The following is a 22,584-nucleotide window of genomic DNA, read 5'->3' on the forward strand; positions in this document are numbered from 1 at the left end:
ACTAGTTTAGAAGGCTGGGCTATTTATAGTCCGCCCTTTCAGAGAGTGCCTATTCCCAGCAGGCGGTATTTAAGCACTCCCATAGCCCCTGCCCCAAGAAGCAGGAACTCACGCCCTTACGGGTCTCCCCACTTGCCCTGAATTAATAGTTTTTTTAGGGCAGAGAAATCTCTTGGTACCTTCTCAGGAGAGAGTGGAGTCACCACCGCTACCTTAAGAACTTGCCAGAAATCATAGGCACTAAAACTTGTTCCATCCAGAGGTTTCAGCACCCTTCCTGGCTCACTCTCAAGGCTTTGTAGAAATTCTATCGCTTTCTTTATCTCTTTTAAGTGTTTCTTCTTTATCTTTAACTTTTTGTTTCTGACTGTTTTCTTTACATGCTCTTTTAATTCTTCTAATTCATTTACAGTTAATGTATTGAGAAACTTTATATAATTGTCTGGTATCTTTTCTTGAAGCCCCAACCCTCTTCTTGCTATTACATAGGCTGCTGCTATGTCTTTTGTTATCATGTACTGCGGTGCATATTTTAACATGCCTATTATTGAGGTGTAAGAAGGATTGACTTCTATTACTTCTATCCCTTCTCTTTTTGCCAGTGTTTTTATTTTTGAAAGAAGTGATTTATAGCTAAAGTTATGTCTTATTCTTCTTGATTTTCTCCCTGAAAAGTCCCCTCTTCTGCCTTTGTCTTTTATTTCTAATTCTTCAATTACAATTGCTTTTCCTTTTTCTTTTGCTATTTTTACTATTTCATGAGCATAGTGCCATCTGAAGTATTCTCTTTTGTCTTTATTTCCACTTGCAAGCTCTGGCATTGACATTTTATCATAGTTTATTAGATTCCCTTTTTCATCTGTCTCTGCCCATGATATGTTGTACGGATATGCATTTATATCTATCCCTATTGCTCCTTTTTCTTTTGTTATTTTTATTTCTGAATATTCTTCTTCAATAGCAAAATAGGCGTATATATTGCCATTTTTAAGTTTTAATTCTACAGAGTAGGGTATGTTTGATTCTCTAATTTCCTGTAGAAGTTCTTCTCTTCTCTTATTCTTTTTGTAGCCTACTTCTATTCTGGCATAGACATATTTTCTTTCCCCTACATTTATCCTTAAGAAAGTGCCATTTTCTTTTACTTCTATCCTTGTGTTGAGATTTCCCTTTTTGCTTTTAATCCCCTCTTGAATAGAGATTTCCTTTTCTTCTTTCTTGCCACTTTGTTTTTAGCTTTTGATATTCTTTCCCATTTATATGGCGCTTTTGAAGTTTTCTAAATAAGTCTCTTCCTCCAAAAATGACTTTCTTTGGATTGTTGTCTAATTGTCTAGATGATTTTAATACACCTATTGCTTTCATTATTGCATCATCTACATATCTTGAGTTTAAATTGAAAATCCCTTGAAGGTCTCTTTTTAATGTTTTTCTATCATAACCTTCTAGAAGCCTTTTGTATGCAAATCTCATGCAGGAGGACCATCTTCTCATTAAGTCTAATACTATTTGTTTGTCTTGTTGATTTAGAAAAATGAGTTTAGCCTGTATTACTATCATGCTTTTTGCTCCTTTGTCCGTAAATTTTTGCTGCGAAAGATGTTACTATTGCTTTTTTGTGGACACTCCTTCATACAAAACTACTTTAGGTTTTGGTTTTTCTTCCAGCATGCCTAATAACTTCTCTATATCTTCTTTTTTGTATCTTCTTCCTTTTGGTGTTCTAACTGGGGTTATTAATCCTTCCTTTTCCCAGTTTATTAATGTAATTCTGCTTATATCATATAGCTATTTAACCTTTTTTATAGTTAATAACATTCATTATCACTCAATTAAAGGTGTATCATTTTTTACTACTAATTCCAACTGTTTTGACCTCCTTTTTACCTTACTATTTATGTCTTTCAACTTCAAATTTTTCTATGGTGTAATCCTCATCTGGACTAATTCCAGCTTTTCTCAAAGCAATAGAAATTTGTTCTTCAACAGTGTCCACTCCTTCTAAGTCAGGTAAAAGCAATCCTGAACGATAGCCTTTTCTCACTATTACTCCGTACTTTTTGGGGTTAAGTTCTTGTTTTGATTTAACAGGTTGAGGAGGTGTCAAAACATCCACTGAATACTCAATATCCTTCAGTTCATACTCCTCTACAGGTTCAAAGCGAGGATCTTCAAAACCTGCACTTATGGCATTTTTTATTATTTCTTCTGCTATGTTCTTTTGCTGTGGAAACACTGTACCTATGCATCCTCTTAATTCCCCATCTTTGTGAAGAGAAACAAAAACTCCCGCTCTCCTACTATACATCTCTTCCGGCAAACCTTGTGGTACTGGCATTGTCTTTCTATTTTTCACATAATATTCAAGGCTTTCTCTTGCAAGTTTCACATAGTGGTCTTCTTTTTGCCTTATCTCTTCAATCCTTTGTCTTTTTAATCTGTACAATTTTTCTACCAGACTTGTGCCTTTGTACTCCCCAACGTCAAATTGTACAACACCATATCCTGCCCCAAAAGGTCCCTCATGAGATAATACTCCCGCTTTAACCTCATATCCATCTAGAGCTCCCAGCATAACACAAACCGATCTAAATCCACACTCTGCAGCTTCTTCAATTAGGCCTTTGTCCATTCCAATTATTTCTTCTACCTTCATCTCAGAAAGCAAGTCTAGAAGTTTTTTGTCAAAAACTTCTCCCTTTGGCGTATAGCCATTCGGACTATTGGGAGTCAATTTGTGAGATAAATCCCCACTGGCGATAAAAACGACCTTTTTGTTTGAATTTCTTATAGCATCTCCAATTGCAGTACCAAATTCATAAAGCTGTTCAAAGGACAAAAATCCATAAGAAATATGTACTAATTTAAAGTTAGAATAATGTTTTTTTACAAAATACAAAGGTACCATCGTTCCATGGTCAAGTTTTTTTGAAAGGGCGTATCTTTTGATTAATTCATCATTTATCTCTGCAATAGGTATATCTTTTTTTCTCGATTCTTCTACAATTTTTTCAACAAGTTCTAAATCATTCTCAAATTCAAACCTTACACCTCTTGCACCAAACTGTCCAAGGTCCCCTTCTAAACCAGGAAAAACAGTCACTGCCACAGCATCTCTAAAAACGTATCCGTGAGGAGTGACAACTACTATTGTATCAGGCTTTTTTTCTTTTATGCTGCCTGAAACAGTATTAAGTGAATCTATCGTCTTTTGAATCTTTTTTTCTTCTCCTCTCCCTACTTCAGGTATGATTATAGGTGGATGAGGCATGAGATAACAAGACAACAAGGTTCCCATTTTTAACACCTCGAAAAATTTATTTTTCATATATTGATTATACCACAATAACAAAAGCTTCATCCCTTATAAATTAATATTAGGGTGAAGCTTTTTAAAAATTACATAATTTTAATGCCTGTGTTAATTATTTTATTCCTCATCTTTCTTTATATACTTCCTAATTATTCCCTCAAAAATCATATCTATTATATAAGCTGAGCCACTTGCTAATATTATAAAAACCAATATTGGTATAATATTGGCAAGAATAAAAGCAGCTAACAACGTCAAAATTATAAGCATTGTTTGGGGTAAATGTCCAAGTCCTAATATAAATGAAGTCTTCCATAAGTTAAAGAGACTTCCTTCATAATATTGGCTTGTCAAAAAAGTATAAATTAATGTAATTAAAAACATAAACCCCATTGACAATAATAAACCAGCAAGAATATATCCAAAAACTGTGTTTTGATGTGTAAAAAATTTTACATCTACATAAAGTATTAAAATAACAGCAACAGTAACCACAAAATTTATAAGCATCCAATGAAAGTGTTTTTTAAAAGCTTTCCAAAATTCTCTCCATACTCCTTCTCCTTCGTCTTTTCTTAAAAGATGCACAGAATGAAGAAGAGCTTCTGTAGAGGGAAAAAGTGTCACTATAGGAAGCGAAAATACAATCCACAGAAAGTTTAATATCATTAAATCACTTATAAAATAAGCTATGTCATAAAGTTTTGAATCTCTCATTGCATTTTCACCTTTACATCTCTTTTAACAATTTCTTTTCTATTTTTCCTGCCGCATTCTTAGGTAGTTTAGGTACAAACTCAAAAATCTTTGGAATTTTATATGGTGCCAGTTTATTTTTTAAAAAGTTTTGAAGCTCCTTTTTGTCGGCTTTTGCTCCCTCTTTTAATACCACAAAAGCTTTGACTTCTTCTCCCTTTAACTGGTCACCTACACCTATTACAGCCACTTCTAAAACATCAGGATGCTCTAACAAGGCATCTTCTACTTCCCTCGGATATACATTAAACCCACCTAATATTATCATATCTTTTAGTCTGTCTACAATGTAAAAATATCCGTCTTCATCTTTTTTTGCAAGGTCACCCGTGTGGAGCCAACCACCCCTTAAAGTCTTGGCAGTTTCTTCTGGCATGTTGTGATACCCCACCATTATATTAGGCCCTTTTAAAACAAGCTCTCCTATTTCTCCAACGGAAAGTTCGTTGTCATTTTCATCTACTACTTTCGCTTCAACACAAGGAAGTGGCAATCCTATAGACCCCGGTTTCCTTATAGCATCAGGTTCTAAAGGATTCAAAAGTGCAACAGGAGCCGCTTCAGTTAAGCCATAGCCTTCTACAAGCGGAAAATTAAATTTTTCCTCAAATCCTCTTTGTATCTCAGGAGCTAAAGGAGCTCCTCCAGATATTGCTAACCTTAATGCTTTAAACTGACCTTTTTCTGCCATTCTCATTAAAACTGCAAACATTGAAGGCACACCGCAGAATACGGTTACATCTTCATTGGTTAGCGTTTCTAATGTATCTTTTGGCATAAAACTTTCTTTTATCGTAATAGTAGCACCTAAATAAAACCCAAGAAGTATGTTAACTGTCCATGAAAAACTGTGAAATAAAGGCAATAAAGCCAAAAAATTATCGTTTGGTCCCAAATCAGAAACTTCATCCAACGCTTTTACATCAGCAAGGAAATTATTGTGAGTAAGCATTGCGCCTTTTGGTTTTCCAGTCGTCCCTGATGTATATAAATAAGCACAAACTTCATCAGCTTCTACATCAACAGGTTTAGCTACTTTCATCTTTAATATAGTAGCAATCGTATTTTCATCTAAAATGACAACATTTTTAATGTTCAATCTTCCCAATTGAGACTTGTCAATTTTTTGAGCTATTAAAGGATGTAAAACAATGGTACTTGTTCCTGATTCCATAATTATATAAGCAATTTCTTCAAGTGTAAGCATCATGTTCAATGGGACAACAATAGCCCCTGCCTTGGATGCTCCCATAAAAGAAAATATATACTCAGGGCAATTGGGAAAGCTCAATGCTACTCTGTCCCCTTTTTTTACACCTATTGATTGAAAATATGAAGCGTATTTATCTATTAAAGAATCAACTTCTCTGTAAGTATAAATTTTGTCTTTAAATTTTATAGCAATGTGGTTATCCGATACTCCTGAGTTTTTGTAAATTTCATATATTTTCATAATTATCCTCCTTTAACCTAGTATAGCAGCACCGATGATCCCCGCATCATTTCCAAGCTCTGCTTTTCGTATGTCAGCATAAGGAAGGTCTTTAAACAAAATATTCTCCGCCACTTCTTTTTTGAGGGGTTTTATGAGAAAATCTCCTGCGTTTGCAACACCGCCACCCAATATTATCACTTCAGGGTCAAACATGTTTATGACATTTACAATTCCAATAGCTAAATATTTGACATAGTCATTAAAAATCTTGATAGCCTCTTCATCATACTGCTTTGCGGCATCAATTACATTTTTAGCCGTTATACTTTCTATATCCCCATTTGCAAATTTTAAAATAAGAGAGTTAGGGTCTTTTTTAGCGGCCCTTTTCCCTTCTCTTATTAAAGCAGTAGCTGAAGCGTATGTCTCCAAACATCCGATCTTACCACAATTGCACCTTATGCCATTGTCTCCTATCACTATGTGCCCAATCTCAGGTGCAAAATGGTGAGCACCGTTATATATTTTGCCATCTAGAACAAATCCAGACCCTACTCCTGTGCCTAAAGTAATTGTCACAGATGATTTTGAACCTCTGCCAGCACCAAATACCGCCTCTGCCAAAGCCGCTACATTTGCGTCATTGTCCATATAAATTGGCAAATCAATATATTTTTTTATTTCTTTTGCAAGAGGTACTTTTGTCCAAAAAAGATTAACTGCCCGTATCACTATACCCTTTTCACTGTCTGCTACTCCTGGAACTCCAATACCCATTGATTTAATCTCTTTTATATCAGTATTAGTTCTATTAATAAGCTCAAGAGCTATTTCTGCTATATCCTTGGCAACCGCTTCATAACCTCTTTCTGGTTTTGTGGGTCTACTGCCTGTTGCTACTATACGTCCTTCATCATCTACCAATCCAACAGCAATATTAGTTCCCCCAAGGTCAACGCCAATTCTCATTCTTCCTCTCCTCCAATTCTCCGTTTTTTCTCTTTAATATACTCTTTTATTTTTTTAACATGGGTATTAAGTATTAAATCTTCACATATCCCGGCATTCTTAATAACTTTGAGAGCTTCCTCAAACCTTCCTATATCGAAGCTTACATGAGCATCGCTTCCTACAGCAATTTTTACTCCTAATTCTTTTGCTTTTTTAGCAATGAGAAAACAATTTTTTTCACTACCTTTTCTTGAACTTACAAAAGAGCTATTGTTTATTTCAATAAATTTGCCATATTCTTTAGCAGCCATTAAAACTTTTTCAATATCTATTGGATAGATGGGATTTCCAGGATGCCCTATTATATCTACATAAGGGTTTTTTATAGCATTTATAATAGCTTTTGTGTTTCTTTCTATATCGTCACTTGGTTCAAAACACGCATCATGCAAACTGGCAATCACTATATCTAATTTTTTAAGTATTTCTTCTGGTAAGTCCAAATTTCCTTCTTCATCCATTATATTAGCTTCTACCCCTTTTAATATCTCCACCCCCTCTATTTTTTCAGGCAGCACTTTTAAATTCCCAAAATGCCAAAAGTGAGCAGCCCCTGGCATTTTAGGCCCATGGTCTGTCATGCATATAAGTTGAAGTCCTTTTTTATAAGCCTCTCTTGCATTTTCTGTAATAGTACTGTAAGCGTGGCCACTGGAAATTGTGTGGGTGTGAGTATCCAAAACTAACTTCAACTTTATCCTCTCCTTTTAATTTCCTATTTGTTTTAATAACTTTTTATTAAGTTCGTGGGCAGCGTTGTACCCCATCTGTTTTTGCCTGTGGTTCATCGCTGCTACTTCTACTATTATCGCGAGATTTCTTCCTGGTCTCACAGGTATAGTAAGCTTTGGCACTTTTACATCTAAAAATTTAATATATTCATCCTCCAATCCTAACCTATCATAATATTTATCTTCATCCCACTCCTCCAATTGGATAACCAAATCTATATTCATTGTATTTCTAACAGACCCTACACCGTACAATGTCTTTATGTCAAGTATGCCAATACCCCTTATCTCAATAAAATGCCTTATTACCTCCGGCGATCTTCCTTGAAGCTTATCTTCGCTTATCTTGCTGATTTCCACTGCATCATCAGCTACTAACCTGTGTCCCCTTTTAATTAATTCTAATGCTGTCTCGCTTTTTCCTATGCCACTTTCACCCAACAAAAGAACTCCTATTCCATATACATCCACAAGGTCTCCATGAATGGTAATTTGAGGTGCTAGCTTTTCATCAAGGTAATTTATTAATCTGTTTATAAATTTGGTAGAAGGTTCTTTTGTCCTTAAAAGATATCTATCGTACTTTTGAGCAGCATCTATAAGTTCTTGAGGTATATTCAAATCTCTTGTTACAATAAGACAAGGAATAGGATAAGCAAAGAATTTGTCTGCTCTCTCTGGTAATACATTTTCTGGTAATTGCTCTATAAAAGTCATCTCAACTTTGCCTACTATTTGAACTCTCTCATATGCAAAATGTTCATAAAAGCCAGAAAACTGTAATCCCGGCCTATTTACATCACTGGTGGTTATATCTATTTTATTATTTTTAGCCTCAACCACAACTTCCAAATTTAAATCCCTTATCAAAGCTTCAACAGGAATTTTATCCACTTTTTCACCTCCAGCTAGCAACAAAGCGCCGCGTTTAATTCAATTATATTATTTAATGGAAAATAAGTAAATAGACAAAAACTTTTCTTCTTGAAGGAGGTAAATTATAATATTGTGTATAGCCAATCAAAATTTTTGAGGTGAAAAAATGTTAAGGCAAAGACTTATCAGATTTTTAAAAGAAAACAAAGGAGAATATATCTCGGGTCAAAAACTATCTGAGCAACTTAACGTCTCAAGAACTGCTATATGGAAACATATAAATGAATTAAAAAATGAAGGATACCAAATAAAATCTCATCATAAACTGGGGTATAAATTAGTTTCTGAGCCTGATTTGCTAATTTATGAAGAAGTATCCCCTTATCTTACTACAAATTTTATAGGAAAAAATTATATACATAAGTTAACTATTGATTCCACCAATAATTTTGCAAAAGAAATCGCATCAAAAGTTCCTGATGGTACAGTAATTATTGCCGAAGAACAATCAGCAGGTAGAGGACGATTGGGAAGAAGTTGGCTATCTCAAAAAGGCTGTGGTATTTGGATGTCTGTCATTTTAAAACCAAATATACAGCCACAGGAGGCAATTAATCTCACACAAGTAGCGGCAATTTCTGTAGTTAAAGCTATTGAAGAATTATCTCATGTAGAAAATAAAATAAAATGGCCAAATGATATAATAGTAAACAATAAAAAAGTATGTGGAATATTGACAGAGATGAGTTCAGAAATTGACAAAATAAACTATGTGGTAATAGGAATTGGAGTCAATGTAAATTGTTACAATTTCCCTGAAGAATTAAAAGGAAAAGCCACTTCTTTAAACTTAGAAACCAATTCTAAAGTTGATAGGAAAAAACTTACTGCCAGCATTTTAAATAACCTGGAATTTTATTATAATACATATTTACAAAAAGGCTTTGAATACATAAGACCTATATGCATTGCAAAATCTATAACAATAGGAAGAGAGATAAAAGTTATTTACAATGAAGGTGAAATGGAGGGAAAAGCTGTAACTATTGACAGTAATGGAAGTTTGATAGTAGAAACTAAAGAGGGTAAAAGACTTAGTATTATGTCAGGAGATGTATCTGTAAGAGGTTTACTGGATTACATTTAAGCGTCAAGACAAAATCTTGACGCTTAAATTTGTTGACAAAGTCAAAATTTTTTAAAGAAGATATTTTGCATCGTCGCTCCAGAGTTCCAAAGCGACAAAACTAAACTCGACCTTCGGGCTCCGGCATGGTACCGGGCACAATCGGCATCCATGCCTTAAGGTGCCCGCCTCCGCCATCCGTGGCTTCGGCCCTGCCTCCACCCTCGGTCTCACTAAGTTTTGTTAGCGCTTTGTCACAAGTCGCGCCAAGCGCAAAATATCTTCTTTTCGAAAGTTTGTCAACAAGCTGAAGCATCCAAGACAAAATCTTGACGCTTTTTATTTTCTAAAATATTCATATACAGCTTGAGCAGCTTTTTCATTCATTCCTTTCACTTTTTTGAGGTCCTCCACACTTGCCCTTTTTATTTCTTCTATAGAGTTGAAAGCATCGTATAAAGCTTTTGCCCTTTTTTCACCTATACCAGGGATATTGAGAAGTTCGCTTTTGAATCTTTTGCTTTGCTTTTCTTTGTGGAAAGTTATCGCAAATCTGTGAGCTTCTTCTTGTATTTGAGCAATCAGGCGAAAAGCTTTTGTAGTCATAGGTATATCAATTTCACCTTGAGGTGATACAAGGCCTCGAGTCCTGTGTTTTGAATCTTTTACCATCCCATAAACAGGAATAGCAATCCCTAAACCATACAATACCTGCAGTACAGCATTTACATGCCCTATACCACCGTCTATTAATATTAAATCAGGCATTTCAGCAAATTTGGCTTTATTTTCTTCAAGTTCGCCTTTTTCAATAAGCTCTTTTTCTTCAATTCCGTGTAAAAAACGCCTTTCTATTACCTCTCTCATACTCTCATAATCGTCCTGCCCTTCAACATATTTTACGTTAAATTTTCTGTACTGACTTTTTTTAGGTTTTCCGTCTACAAACACCACCATGGCTCCTACATTGTCTTGTCCCCTTGTATTTGAAATATCATAGGCTTCAATCCTTCTGGCATAATCAAGTCCCACTAAATTAGAGAGTTCTAATACAGCCTGATCTTTTGAAATTTCCTCTCTTATTGATATGTCATTCTTAAGAGCTTCTAAAGCATTTTGATAAACCATATCCACCAGTTCTTTTTTCTTACCTCTCATAGGAATTGTTATAAAAACTTTGTTGCCCCTCTTTTGTGATAGCCACTCACTGAGAAGCTCTCTTTCGTCTAATTCCACATCAGTTATTATTTCCTTGGGAATGTAAGGAGCGCCTTCATAAAATTGCTTTATAAAAGAAGAGATTATTTCTCCTCTTTCCATGCCTTCTGTATTTTTCATATAATAATGCTCTCTTCCGCTTAATTTTCCATCACGCACAAAGAACACCTGTATGCAGGAAATACCCGCACCTCTTGCTATTGAAATTATATCCTGTTCATCTTCTCCTACTGATACCACCTTTTGTTTTTCTGAGGTACTTTCAATAGCAAAAATCTGGTCTCTAATTCTCGCTGCTTCCTCAAATCTTAATTCTTCCGCCGCTTTTTGCATGTCTTCTTTAAGTTTTTGTACTAGCCAATCTCTTTTTCCATCAAGGAAGAGAACTGCTTGGTCCACTAATTTTCTATAATCTTCTTTATTTATTTTGTTAGTACAAGGAGCAGAACACAATCCTATGTGGTAATAAAGACATGCTCTAACCTTCCTCATATCCTTTTCAATATTTCTGTTACATGTCCTTATCGGAAACATTTTTCTTACAAGTTTTATAGTCTCCCTTACTGCAAAGGCACTGCTATAAGGTCCGAAATATTTCGCCCCATCGGGTTCAATCCTTCTCGTAAACATTATGCGGGGATACTCTTCATTTACTGTAACTTTAATATAGGGGTAATTTTTGTCATCTTTTAATAATACATTATACCTAGGCTTATACTTTTTGATTAAATTGCATTCCAACATCAAAGCTTCAAGTTCAGTATCAGTAACAATATACTCAAAGTCTGACACGTGAGAAAGCATTACTTTTACTTTTGGCAATTGATTTTCTTTATTTTGAAAATACTGTCTTACTCTGTTTTTGAGAACTATCGCTTTACCTACGTAAATTATTTCACCTTTTTTGTCTTTCATTATATAAACGCCAGGTTTCTCAGGCAAAAGCTTTAATTTTTCTTCTATGGTCATCGTCCATCACCTTCAGGTCATTTAGTCAAATAAGCTTTTATTATATCTCTTGCTATAGGTGCTGCTACTTTTCCGCCCTGACCGCCATTTTCAACTATTACACTTACAACTATTTGTGGATTTTCAGCAGGTGCAAAACCTACAAACCAAGCGTGAGGCGCCCCATGAGGATTTTCTGCAGTACCAGTTTTGCCTGCAACTGTAACGCCGGAAATTTGTGCAGCTTTTCCTGTCCCCTCTTTATCGTTAACAGCACCTATCATCAATTGTTTAATAGTATCTGCCACCTTTTTTGATATAGGATTTAAATACTGTGAAGGGGTGCTTTTTTCAATGACTGCTCCTGAAATAGAATCTACTACATATTTCATTAAATGGGGCTTCATCATAACTCCATCGTTTGCCACGGCAGAAACGACTAAAGCCATTGAAAGAGGGGTTACCAGCATTTCACCTTGCCCTATAGATGTTTCTGCTAAACTAGTCCTTTTCTCAAGAGGTGGAAATTGATTTTTTACTGTATCTATCTCTAAAGGAACTCCTTTATTTAATCCAAAAGCGTAAGCCATTGTTTGTAAATTTTCACTTCCCAAGTCCAAGCCAAGCTGTATAAAAAATGAGTTGCAAGACCTATAAAAAGCCTGCTTAAAATCCTCTATTCCGTGAGCAATGCCTCCAAAATCATTTATTCTATCGCCATCTACAATTATATACCCTTTACAATTAAAAGTCTCGTCATATAATTCAGGTTTATATGTCAGAGCTGCAGCAGTAGTTATAATTTTAAATGTAGAACCTGGTGGATACAAACCTTGCGTAGCTCTATTTAAAACTACGTGCTCAGAACTTGTCATTATTTCTTCCCAATTCTCTCCTAAAGTATTGGGGTCATAAGAAGGAGTGGAAACCATTGCTAAAATTTCTCCTGTCTTTGGATTTAAAGCTACAACCGCCCCCTTTTTACCCTCCATTTCTTTGTAAGCAAGGTCCTGAAGAGCTTTATCTATTGTCAAATATACATTATCTCCTACTTTTTTTCTCGCTAAAATTAACTTTCTTAAAATAGTCATTGGGTCATTTCCTACCATTCCAAGAAGTTCTCTATCATAGGCTTTTTCTATGCCTGTGTTTCCTTGCTGGTATATTCTACGGCTGTATCCTATCACATGGGCAAAAGCAGGGCCATCCAGGTATTCCCTCTTTTGCACCCCATCAACCTCAACGCTTTTTGCAAGAATGATACCATTCCTGTCCAAAATACTTCCTCTTAATATCTTTTTTTCTTCCTCTATAAGTCTTTTATTGTAAATACTATAAGAACTTGTAATTAATTTATCTCTTTCGTATATCTGGAAATAAGTTAAATAGGCAATTAAGCTAAAAAAAAGCGCAGAAAAAACCCAAAATAGAATTTTAATATTGTGTTTCAAATTTGGCATCTTCCTGCTCCTCCTTAAGAGCTATGCCATTTAGCATACCCAACGTCACAAAGCTTGTCACCATAGAACTGCCTCCATAACTTACAAATGGGAGGGTAACTCCTGTAAGAGGTATGAATTTTGTGACACCTCCAATTATAATAAAAACCTGTAAGCTAAATATTGAAACGAGGCCTGTAGCTAGTAATGTACCAAATTCCTCTTTAGCCTTTAGTGCTACTTTAATTCCTCTATACATTATAACAAAATACGCAAGGATTATGGCTACAGCCCCTAAAAGTCCAAATTCTTCACTAATAGCAGAAAAAATAAAGTCAGTTGCCACAACCGGTATATACTCGGGATGCCCCATACCAAGCCCTGTACCAAAAAAGCCTCCTGCCGCAATGGCAAAAAGAGATTGCACAATTTGATATGACTTTCCCGGTACATCCATCCAAGGATTTAACCATGCCTCAATTCTTACTCTTACGTGCCAAAACAAAAAGTAGGATATTAAGCCTCCTAAAACAAATAACCCAATCCCTACTGCAGTGTACAATAGATTAGAAGTAGAAACAAAGATTAATAATACTGTAGTAGCATAAAATAAAAATGCCATTCCCAAGTCTTTTTCTAATACAAATATTCCCACAATCACAAGAGTTATTATTGCTAAAATAATTATGTGTTTTGTCTTCTTTTTGTTGCACAAATATTTTGCTAGAAAAATTATATATATTATTTTAGCAATTTCAGCAGGCTGAATATATATTCCACCAAAAGTAAGCCAGTTTTTGGCGCCACCTATTTCCCTTCCAAAAATTAATGTGGATACCAGCAGCGCTATTGTAAGGACAATGTAAATAGCTTCTCCATATTTGAGTTTGTTAAGTAAATCGTAATATTTTAAAATATATGAGGAAATAAAGTAAAGTAAAAATCCTATCGATATCCAAATAATCTGCTTTATGAGCAAATTTGGTGCAACTCTATATATTATTATAAGTCCCATTTCTGTCAAAAAAGAAGTTAAAATGATAAACTGAATTTCCCCCAAAGGGAACAGCCTTACATGTAAGTAATAAACAATATAAATTAATATTGGAAATGTTAATGTAAAATATATAGTATCAAATCCTTTGGGCTTATTGTATATAAAAAGCAACAAAAACGCTATTGTAAATATCCAAAAGATATCTTTCATGGCTTTAGAACCAGTTTTTATATATTCTTCCATAAGATTTCACCTACAAAATAAATTTAAGTTCAACATCACCTAAAGTAATTACATCGTTATTTTTTATTTTAGCAATTCCTTTTACTCTTTTGCCATTTATAAAAGTGCCATTTGTGCTGTTTAAATCTTGTATATAAAACCTTCTGCCCCTTTTTCGTATGATAGCATGCCTTGCAGATACATAAGGGCTTTCAATTACTATATCGCATTCTTCAGACCTTCCTATGGTAGTAACTTCAAAAAGATTAAAAGTCCTTTCTCCATTTAGAAAAGAAAGTTTAGCCGCTGTTATTTGCCTCTCATATCTTGCCCCTTTCATGTCCATATACACTATTTTAAAAACCCTGTATAAAAACAGGTAGATGAGAAAAATAAGGACATATTTTAATATCTGAGAAGCTATGGCATAATACATAGATTCACCTCATTTTTGAGAAAGGACTTTTTTCAAAAAATGGCCTGTATAAGAATTTTCATTAGTAGCAACTTCCTCAGGTGTTCCTGTAGCTATTACCATTCCACCCTTGTCTCCACCTTCTGGTCCTAAGTCAATGATATAGTCTGCACTTTTTATGACATCTAAGTTGTGTTCAATTACAATAACAGTATTACCCGCATCAGTTAATCTGTTTAAAACGTCGAGAAGCCTATGCACATCTGCAAAATGTAATCCAGTTGTAGGCTCATCCAAAATATATAATGTCTTACCTGTAGGTCTTTTAGAAAGTTCAGTAGCTAATTTTACTCTTTGGGCTTCTCCTCCTGAAAGTTGAGTAGAAGGTTGCCCTAGCTTAATATATCCTAGTCCTACATCATATAAAGTCATTAATTTATTTTTTATCCTAGGGATATTTCCAAAAAACTCTAATGCTTCTTCTACTGTCATATTAAGTACATCCGAAATGTTTTTTCCTTTATATTTTACTTCCAATGTCTCCCTATTATACCTTTGGCCTTTGCAGACTTCACAGGGAATATACACATCCGGCAAAAAGTTCATCTCAATTTTAATTATACCATCTCCTCCGCAGGCTTCACACCTACCACCTTTAACATTAAAACTAAATCTCCCTGGTTTATAACCTCTCATTTTAGCTTCTGGAGTATTTGCAAAAACCTCTCTTATATAGTCAAAAACTCCTGTATAGGTAGCGGGATTGGAACGAGGAGTCCTGCCTATAGGAGACTGGTCAATATTTATTACTTTGTCTATATTCTCAATACCCTCTATTGTATCATGGTTACCTGGTTTATCTTTGGATTTATAAATTTTTTGTGCCAATGCCTTGTAGAGTATCTCATTTATAAGGGTGCTTTTGCCTGAGCCAGAAACCCCTGTAACACATATAAATACTCCAAGAGGGAAAACCACATCTATATTTTTTAAATTGTTTTCCTTCGCTCCTTTCACTATTAAAGCTTTTCCATTAGGTTTTCTCCTCTGTTTTGGCACTTCTATCTTTATTTTACCACTTAAATACTTTCCTGTAATTGATTTTTCACATTTTAATACATCTTCTATCGTACCAGCAACTACAATTTCTCCTCCATGCTCACCTGCTCCTGGCCCTACATCCACAATGTAGTCTGCCGCATATATTGTATCTTCGTCGTGCTCTACTACTATAAGAGTATTACCTTGGTCCCTTAATTTTTTTAAAGAATTTATAAGCCTTTCATTATCTCTTTGATGAAGTCCAATGCTGGGTTCGTCCAAGATATATGTGACTCCTACAAGCCCAGAGCCTATCTGACTTGCCAACCTTATCCTTTGTGCTTCTCCACCTGATAAAGTAGCTGCGGGCCTTGACAGAGTCAAATAATCAAGGCCTACATCTACAAGAAAATTAAGCCTTGCCTTTATTTCTTTTAAAATTGGCTTTGCAATAATCTCTTGTTTTTCTGTTAATTTGAGTTCATTAATAAATTTTATAAGCTCGCCAACAGAAAGGTCTGTCATTTCTTTTATAGAAAGTCCGCCAATAGTTACAGCTAACGCTTCTGGCTTTAATCTTGCTCCATGGCATGCAGGACAAGTAACTGGTCTCATATACTTTTCTATCTCTTCTTTTATAAAATCTGAAGAAGTATTGTTGTACCTTCTTTCAAGATTGTTTACTATCCCTTCAAATCCATAGAATTTTCCCTTTGTATCTTTACCATAAAGCAGTACACTTTTTAAATCTTCACTAAACTTTTCATAAGGAGTATTCTCCGTATATCCAAAATGTTCAATCAATCTTAAAATGTTGTAATAAGCATAACTATCCTGTGAAGCAACAATTCCCGGCAACAAGCCATTTGCTAGAGATTTTTTTGTGTCCTGTATTAAAAGCTCTGGATCTACCTTCATAAATTCTCCCAATCCAGTGCAAACAGGACAAGCCCCATAAGGGCTATTGAAGGAAAACATCCTCGGAGAAAGCTCCTCAATACTTATGTTGCACTCTGGACAAGCGTATTTTTCAGAGAGTGTAAAGCTTTCTCTGTCTATTACATCAATAGTAACTATCCCATCTGCTAATTTTAAAGCTGTTTCTATAGAGTCCGTCAGCCTCATGTCTATTCCCGGTTTTATAATAATCCTGTCTACCACAACTTCAATAGTATGCTTTTTATTTTTGTCAAGCTTAATCTCCTCATTTACATCGTACATGACTCCATCAATTTTCACTCTGACATACCCACTCTTTTTTATGTCATTTAAAAGCTTAGCATATTCCCCTTTTCTTCCTCTAATAACAGGAGCCAGTATTTGTATCCTTGTACCTTCCGGCAATTCTTTGACTCTGTCAACCATCTGATCTATAGTTTGCATGCTAATCTCTTTTCCGCAAACAGGACAATGGGGGATCCCAGCCCTTGCATATAAAAGCCTTAGATAGTCGTAAATCTCAGTTATCGTACCTACAGTAGAACGAGGGTTTTTATTTGTGGTCTTTTGGTCTATAGATATTGCCGGTGAAAGACCTTCTATATAATCAACGTCTGGTTTGTCCATTTGTCCCAAAAATTGCCTTGCATAAGCGGATAAAGATTCCACATATCTTCTCTGACCTTCAGCATAAATGGTATCAAAGGCAAGAGAAGACTTACCAGAGCCTGATAAACCCGTTATCACAGTTAATTTATCTCGTGGAATCTCCAAATCTATATTTTTTAAATTGTGAACTCTTGCCCCTTTAATTACAATTTTGTCCTTGGCCATGATTTCACCTCAAACTACTTCCTCCAACTGTTTTTTCAATTCAAAAATCACATCTCTCAATTTTGCAGCCTTTTCAAACTGCAACTCAATTGCAGCTTCTTTCATTTCTTTTTCAAGTTGCTCTATCGTTGACTTAATAATTTCAGGGTCATAAGTCTTAACTTTCTTTCTTGTGTACTTCTGTTCTTCTTCAGCTACATGAGTAGCTTCAATCACATCTCTTACTCCCTTAATTACAGTCTTTGGAGTTATACCGTGTTTCTTGTTATATTCCATTTGTATCTTTCTTCTTCTGTTCGTCTCATCAATTGCTCTCTTCATAGAATTTGTTACAGTATCTGCATACATTATTACTCGTCCTTCCGCATTTCTTGCGGCACGTCCTATAGTCTGTATTAAGGAAGTCTCTGAACGCAAAAATCCCTCTTTGTCTGCGTCTAATATTGCCACCAAAGCAACCTCAGGTATGTCTAATCCCTCTCTCAAAAGGTTTATGCCTATTAAAACATCGAATTTACCCAGCCTTAAATCTCTTATTATTTCAACCCTTTCAATCGTCTCAATATCAGAATGTAAATATTTTACTTTTATTCCCATATCCTTGAGATAATCCGTTAAATCCTCAGCCATTTTTTTCGTAAGGGTTGTAACAAGTACTCTAAAGCCTTTATCAACTGTTTTTCTAATTTCCCCTATCAAATCATCTACTTGTCCCTTAACAGGCTTTACTATCACTTCTGGATCCACAAGACCTGTCGGTCGTATTAACTGCTCAACAACCTGCTCTGAATGTTCAATTTCATAAGGCCCTGGTGTTGCAGAAACAAAGATAACTTGATTTATTCTCTCTTCAAACTCTTCAAAAGTAAGAGGACGATTGTCAAAGGCAGAAGGAAGTCTAAATCCGTATTCTACTAATGCTTCTTTCCTTGACCTATCTCCATTGTACATTCCTCTAATCTGAGGAATTGTCACATGAGACTCATCTATAAAAATGAGAAAATCTTTAGGAAAATAATCTAAAAGGGTATAAGGAGGGCTTCCTGGAGGTCTTCCTGAAATATGCCTTGAATAATTTTCTATTCCTTGGCAGTAGCCCATCTCTTGTAGCATCTCTAAGTCATAATTTGTTCTCTGTTTTAGCCTTTCAGCTTCTACTATTTTACCAGCATCTTTAAGTTCTTTATACCTTTGCTCCAATTCTTCTCGAATGCTTTTTATTGCTCTTTCTAATTTGTCTTTTGAAGTAGCATAGTGAGAAGCCGGAAATATAGCCACGTGTTTTCTAAAGCCTAATATTTCACCTGTTAGCACATCAATCTCCGCTATTCTGTCAATTTCATCTCCAAAAAGCTCAACCCTTATCGCCTTATTAGAAAAAGAAGCAGGGAAAATTTCTATTACATCTCCTCTTACCCTGAACTTGCCTCTTGTAAAATTCACATCATTTCTTTCATATTGTATATCCACAAGCTTTTTAATTATTTCGTCTCTGTCTTTTATCATCCCTGGCCTTAGAGAAAGCATAAGATTTTCGTAATCTATAGGGTCTCCTAACCCATATATACAAGAAACACTGGCGACAATTATGACATCTCGTCTTTCAAAAAGTGCTGCGGTAGCAGAGTGCCTCAATTTATCTATCTCTTCATTTATAGAAGCGTCTTTTTCAATATAAGTGTCGGTTTGGGGTATATAAGCTTCCGGTTGATAGTAGTCATAATAACTTACAAAATATTCCACGGCATTTTCAGGAAAAAATTCTTTAAATTCACTGTACAATTGTGCAGCTAAAGTTTTATTATGGGCAATAACAAGAGTAGGTCTGTTTAGCTTTTGTATTATATTAGCCATAGTAAAAGTCTTTCCAGAACCTGTGACACCTAGTAAAGTTTGAAATCTATATCCTTTTTTTACTCCTTCAACTAATTTCTCTATAGCTTGAGGTTGATCTCCTGTTGGTTTAAAATTAGATACCAACTTAAATCCACTCATTTTTTCTACCCTCTTTGCAATTCATCATCTTATTATTATAGCATACCCTACTTGTCAACACAAACATAACCAAACAGCCGGCCTTTACAGGTCGGCTGAATTTCTTATGACTCCATCCTTGAGTTTTGGTACAATATCAAACTTATCAACTGTTAAACAAAATTCTATGTCTTCTTTATATCCTAATTCTTCTAATCTCTTTAAGTGATAGCCATGTTTCATTATTTCATACAAGTTATCTTCATAGGGTTTATACAAAAAATAGCTGGCTTTTGACAAATCATCACTTTTAAAATCCATTAAATCTTGCAGCTTTTTATATATGACTCCGGCAGTTATTATATCATCAAAAGAAAATTTTCCTTCTGTACCAGCACATACAATTATTGTATCTTTATTATTGTTGTGTATATACTTAGCAATAGCAGAAGCATTTAAAAGGCATCCTAAAATTACATTATCTGCTAAAGAAACTTTTTTTAAAGCTTTTGTCCCATTGGTAGTAGTGAAAATTATTGTTTTATTTTCTACCTTTTCACGAGTATACTCCAGAGGAGAATTAGATAAATCAAAGCCTTCAATCTTCATGGAGTTCCTTTCCCCGCCCAAAAGATAAGCCGTTTTATCTAAATTTTTTACAAGTTCCATCGCTTCTTCTACTTCCGAAACTGGAATAATCTCTTTAGCTCCGTTATACAGAGCAGTAGTAATAACACTTGTAGCTCGTAGGGTATCTATTACAACCACGTTTTTATTTTTTAACTCTCTTTCATTAAAAGAATTATAAGTCTCAAAGGTTTGTAAAAACACTCACCTTTCCTCCTTATTTATTTCTCTTAAAGATGTTCTTGATTATTTCTTTTAATTTTTTAATAAATATTCCTTCCTCATTAATTTCATAAATCATAGAAGTTGCCTTTGGCACTATTAAAATTCCCAATCCCAAAATTCCTTGGGGATCTTTATATTCATAGTTAATATAATTGCCATTTAAATCCTTCACAGTAATCCACATAACAGAAGGTCTTTCATTAAGTACTCGTATTATATCATCCGGCTCCTCAATAGTAACGTCATTAATTTTTAATATTACATCTCCCGGCTTAATCCCTATTTCTCTAGCAGGAGAACCTTTGGCTGTCGCTAAAATCATCACTCCTTTATCCGGCGCAACAAAAAGAGGTGGATTTTCCTTTTCCTCCTTTTGTCCAATTAATATCAAAAGCTCGTGAACAGCTGGTGCAAAAACGGCTGCTAAATATTGGAAAGATTTAATATAAATTCCCAACACTGCTAATGCAATTAAAACTACACTAAATCCAAATAAACGCAGGGAAGAGATTCGAGTTTTTTTCTCTGGAAATTGACTTAAAGCTAAATCTCCGTACCCCAAAGCCGCAATTGCTGGCATCATCAAAAAAATTACATTATTTAAATTAATTCCAGATGGTTTTATAATGGGCCACCAATCTGGCATGCTTATAACCTGCCCTGTGATTGTAGTTCCAGTTACAATAGTTAATGCAGCAAAAGGAATAGGCCAAAACTTTTGCATAGTAAAGCCTCCTGCTACTCGCCCATCCTTAAGCCTTACAAAGATAGGAGTAGTATTCCTTGGACCATCTATATATATTAAAAGGCTTTCCATCAAATGAAGAACACCTACAATGGACATAAGGGCAGGAACATTTATATTAGGAAATCCAAAAAACAAGCTGAATAAAGAAACTATTCCTCCTGCGTAAGAAAAACAAATATATCTAGGATTGACAAGCATCAATACTATGGCCAAAGGCCATACATACTGAAGCCCTATATTTTCTATTGTTATTCCTAAAAATATCATGAGAAAGCTCCCAATTATTGCAGCAATTACACCATAAAAGACAGAGTCAAGAACCAATTCTTTCATCGGTTCTTGTTCTTGTCCCATAATTTCTCTTTCTATGGCTATTTTGTTTCTATACTGCATTACTATCAGAATTATCACTATCCAGAAAAAGGGATTAAAAACTGATAAAGCTATCGTCTCTATTGCCCACCAAAAAACTTTAATAAAAGCTATCATTTTAACACCCTACTTTATCTCACTTTTTACAATTTCAAAAGCTTTTATAAGCTGAATATCTCCTTTTAAGTCAGGAGTATCTTGAAGAGTGTAATTTTCAGGAAGCTCCACTACATAGTTTGGCTCAATTCCTTTGCCTTGAATATTTGTGCCATTTGGCGTATAATACCTTGCAATAGTATATTTTAATCCTGTACCATCACCAAAGTCAACAATAGTTTGTACAAGGCCTTTTCCAAAAGTAGTGGTTCCTACTAAAACTCCCACTTTTCTATCTTTTATTGCACCTGCTAAAATTTCTGAAGCACTAGCACTGCCTTTATTTACAAGCACAGCAAGTGGCAATCCCAGACCTGGTCCTTTAGAATAATATTCTTTACTGTCTACTCTCCCTTTGGTTGTCACAACAACCCCTTTTGGCAAAATTAAATTAGAAATATCTATAGTTTCCTCTAAAAGTCCACCAGGATTATCTCTTAAATCTAATATAAGTCCTCTCATGCCCTGAGACTTTAATCTATCAAGAGCTGCTTTAAAATCTTTTGCCGTGTTTTGGTCAAACATTGTAATCTTAATATATCCAATCTTATTAGGAAGCATTTCATCATATACTGTTTCTAATTTTATTATCTCTCTTGTTATTGTCTTAGTAAAAGTTTTTCCTTCTCTCATTATAGTAAGGGTAACCTTTGTTCCCTCTGGTCCCCTCATCAAAGCTACTGCTTCATCTAAATTTTTACCACTTACTTTTTTATTGTTCACCTCAATTATTATATCCCCGGATTTTATCCCTGCTTTCTCTCCAGGGGTATTTTTTATTGGGGAAACCACCACAATATGGTCATCTTTATCAACTGCTACAACTATCCCTATTCCCCCATAAGTACCTGTTGTTTGAGTCATAAACTCAGAAAATTCTTTTTTATTCATATATACAGTATAAGGGTCCTCTAAAGAGTTAGCCATTCCCTTTATAGCACCTTCTAAAAGAGCTGAAAAGTCAACTTTATCAACATACCTATTTTTGAGAATTTTCTCAATATCAAAAAGCTTATTATATTTTTTTATCAACCGGTATTCCTCACGAGAAACAATAACTTTACCATTAGGAAGGACCACTGATATTGCATTTGCTAATACAAAAGTTATAACATTTGTGACTATTAAAAGTGCTGCTAATAAAATATAAAATCTTTTTTTAGTCATAATATTCCCACCTT

General features: G+C 34.8%; 16 protein-coding genes and 2 pseudogenes. 1 reads left to right on the forward strand and 17 read right to left on the reverse strand.

Annotation, left to right across the window (positions count from 1 at the left end; translation table 11 throughout):
* Positions 1-116: 116 nt before the first annotated feature.
* The 8 genes and pseudogenes from TMATH_RS08695 to hprK all read right to left on the reverse strand — a co-directional run bounded on the left by TMATH_RS08695 (position 117) and on the right by hprK (position 8,140).
* Positions 117-1,560 (reverse strand): annotated as a pseudogene (locus TMATH_RS08695) (IS200/IS605 family accessory protein TnpB-related protein).
* 48 nt (positions 1,561-1,608) lie between these two features.
* Positions 1,609-1,779, reverse strand: a pseudogene (locus TMATH_RS11705) (MerR family DNA-binding transcriptional regulator); the annotation flags it as partial.
* Positions 1,780-1,891: 112 nt separating this feature from the next.
* Complete coding sequence (gene amrA / locus TMATH_RS08700; RefSeq protein ID WP_013150668.1) at positions 1,892-3,298, reverse strand: AmmeMemoRadiSam system protein A; 1,407 nt, start codon at positions 3,296-3,298, stop codon at positions 1,892-1,894.
* Positions 3,299-3,430: 132 nt separating this feature from the next.
* The gene (locus tag TMATH_RS08705; RefSeq protein ID WP_013150669.1) at positions 3,431-4,030 is read right to left on the reverse strand and encodes a YesL family protein; all 600 of its coding nucleotides are present in this window, start codon (positions 4,028-4,030) and stop codon (positions 3,431-3,433) included.
* Positions 4,031-4,043: 13 nt separating this feature from the next.
* Positions 4,044-5,522, reverse strand: coding sequence for a long-chain-fatty-acid--CoA ligase (locus TMATH_RS08710; RefSeq protein WP_013150670.1), 1,479 nt, complete (start codon positions 5,520-5,522; stop codon positions 4,044-4,046).
* Between the two features lie 12 nt (positions 5,523-5,534).
* Positions 5,535-6,473 (reverse strand): ROK family protein, encoded by a 939-nt coding sequence (locus TMATH_RS08715; protein WP_012995726.1) that lies wholly within the window; start codon positions 6,471-6,473, stop codon positions 5,535-5,537.
* A complete protein-coding gene (locus TMATH_RS08720; protein ID WP_013150671.1) occupies positions 6,470-7,207 on the reverse strand; it encodes a phosphatase in 738 nt (245 codons plus the stop codon). Before TMATH_RS08720 ends, TMATH_RS08715 begins: the two co-directional genes overlap by 4 nt.
* Before the next feature lie 15 nt (positions 7,208-7,222).
* Positions 7,223-8,140 (reverse strand): HPr(Ser) kinase/phosphatase, encoded by a 918-nt coding sequence (hprK, locus tag TMATH_RS08725; protein WP_012995728.1) that lies wholly within the window; start codon positions 8,138-8,140, stop codon positions 7,223-7,225.
* A gap of 148 nt (positions 8,141-8,288) precedes the next feature.
* Here hprK and TMATH_RS08730 point away from each other — a divergent pair, with 148 nt between their 5' ends.
* Positions 8,289-9,269, forward strand: coding sequence for a biotin--[acetyl-CoA-carboxylase] ligase (locus TMATH_RS08730; RefSeq protein ID WP_013150672.1), 981 nt, complete (start codon positions 8,289-8,291; stop codon positions 9,267-9,269).
* Positions 9,270-9,587: 318 nt separating this feature from the next.
* Here the strand turns inward: TMATH_RS08730 and uvrC are convergent, their stop codons facing one another.
* The 9 genes from uvrC to TMATH_RS08780 form a co-directional block, all read right to left on the reverse strand.
* Complete coding sequence (uvrC, locus tag TMATH_RS08740) at positions 9,588-11,435, reverse strand: excinuclease ABC subunit UvrC (protein WP_013150674.1); 1,848 nt, start codon at positions 11,433-11,435, stop codon at positions 9,588-9,590.
* A 17-nt stretch (positions 11,436-11,452) separates the two neighbouring features.
* The gene (locus TMATH_RS08745) at positions 11,453-12,874 is read right to left on the reverse strand and encodes a peptidoglycan D,D-transpeptidase FtsI family protein (RefSeq protein ID WP_013150675.1); all 1,422 of its coding nucleotides are present in this window, start codon (positions 12,872-12,874) and stop codon (positions 11,453-11,455) included.
* Positions 12,849-14,093, reverse strand: coding sequence for an FtsW/RodA/SpoVE family cell cycle protein (locus tag TMATH_RS08750; protein WP_013150676.1), 1,245 nt, complete (start codon positions 14,091-14,093; stop codon positions 12,849-12,851). The genes TMATH_RS08745 and TMATH_RS08750 overlap by 26 nt, the downstream gene beginning before the upstream one ends.
* 10 nt (positions 14,094-14,103) lie before the next feature.
* A complete protein-coding gene (locus TMATH_RS08755) occupies positions 14,104-14,508 on the reverse strand; it encodes an FHA domain-containing protein (protein ID WP_012995733.1) in 405 nt (134 codons plus the stop codon).
* A gap of 9 nt (positions 14,509-14,517) precedes the next feature.
* Positions 14,518-17,301, reverse strand: coding sequence for an excinuclease ABC subunit UvrA (gene uvrA, locus TMATH_RS08760; RefSeq protein ID WP_013150677.1), 2,784 nt, complete (start codon positions 17,299-17,301; stop codon positions 14,518-14,520).
* A gap of 9 nt (positions 17,302-17,310) precedes the next feature.
* Entirely contained in the window at positions 17,311-19,296 is a 1,986-nt protein-coding gene (uvrB, locus tag TMATH_RS08765) for an excinuclease ABC subunit UvrB (RefSeq protein WP_013150678.1), read from the reverse strand.
* Positions 19,297-19,380: 84 nt separating this feature from the next.
* Complete coding sequence (locus TMATH_RS08770) at positions 19,381-20,106, reverse strand: 2-phosphosulfolactate phosphatase family protein (protein ID WP_013150679.1); 726 nt, start codon at positions 20,104-20,106, stop codon at positions 19,381-19,383.
* A gap of 13 nt (positions 20,107-20,119) precedes the next feature.
* Positions 20,120-21,364, reverse strand: coding sequence for a PDZ domain-containing protein (locus TMATH_RS08775; RefSeq protein WP_013150680.1), 1,245 nt, complete (start codon positions 21,362-21,364; stop codon positions 20,120-20,122).
* Between the two features lie 9 nt (positions 21,365-21,373).
* Positions 21,374-22,570: a S41 family peptidase gene (locus TMATH_RS08780; RefSeq protein ID WP_013150681.1), complete on the reverse strand. Its 1,197-nt coding sequence runs from the start codon at positions 22,568-22,570 to the stop codon at positions 21,374-21,376.
* Positions 22,571-22,584 lie beyond the last annotated feature (14 nt).

The sequence above is a fragment of the Thermoanaerobacter mathranii subsp. mathranii str. A3 genome (genome assembly GCF_000092965.1).
GTDB lineage: Bacteria > Bacillota > Thermoanaerobacteria > Thermoanaerobacterales > Thermoanaerobacteraceae > Thermoanaerobacter > Thermoanaerobacter thermocopriae.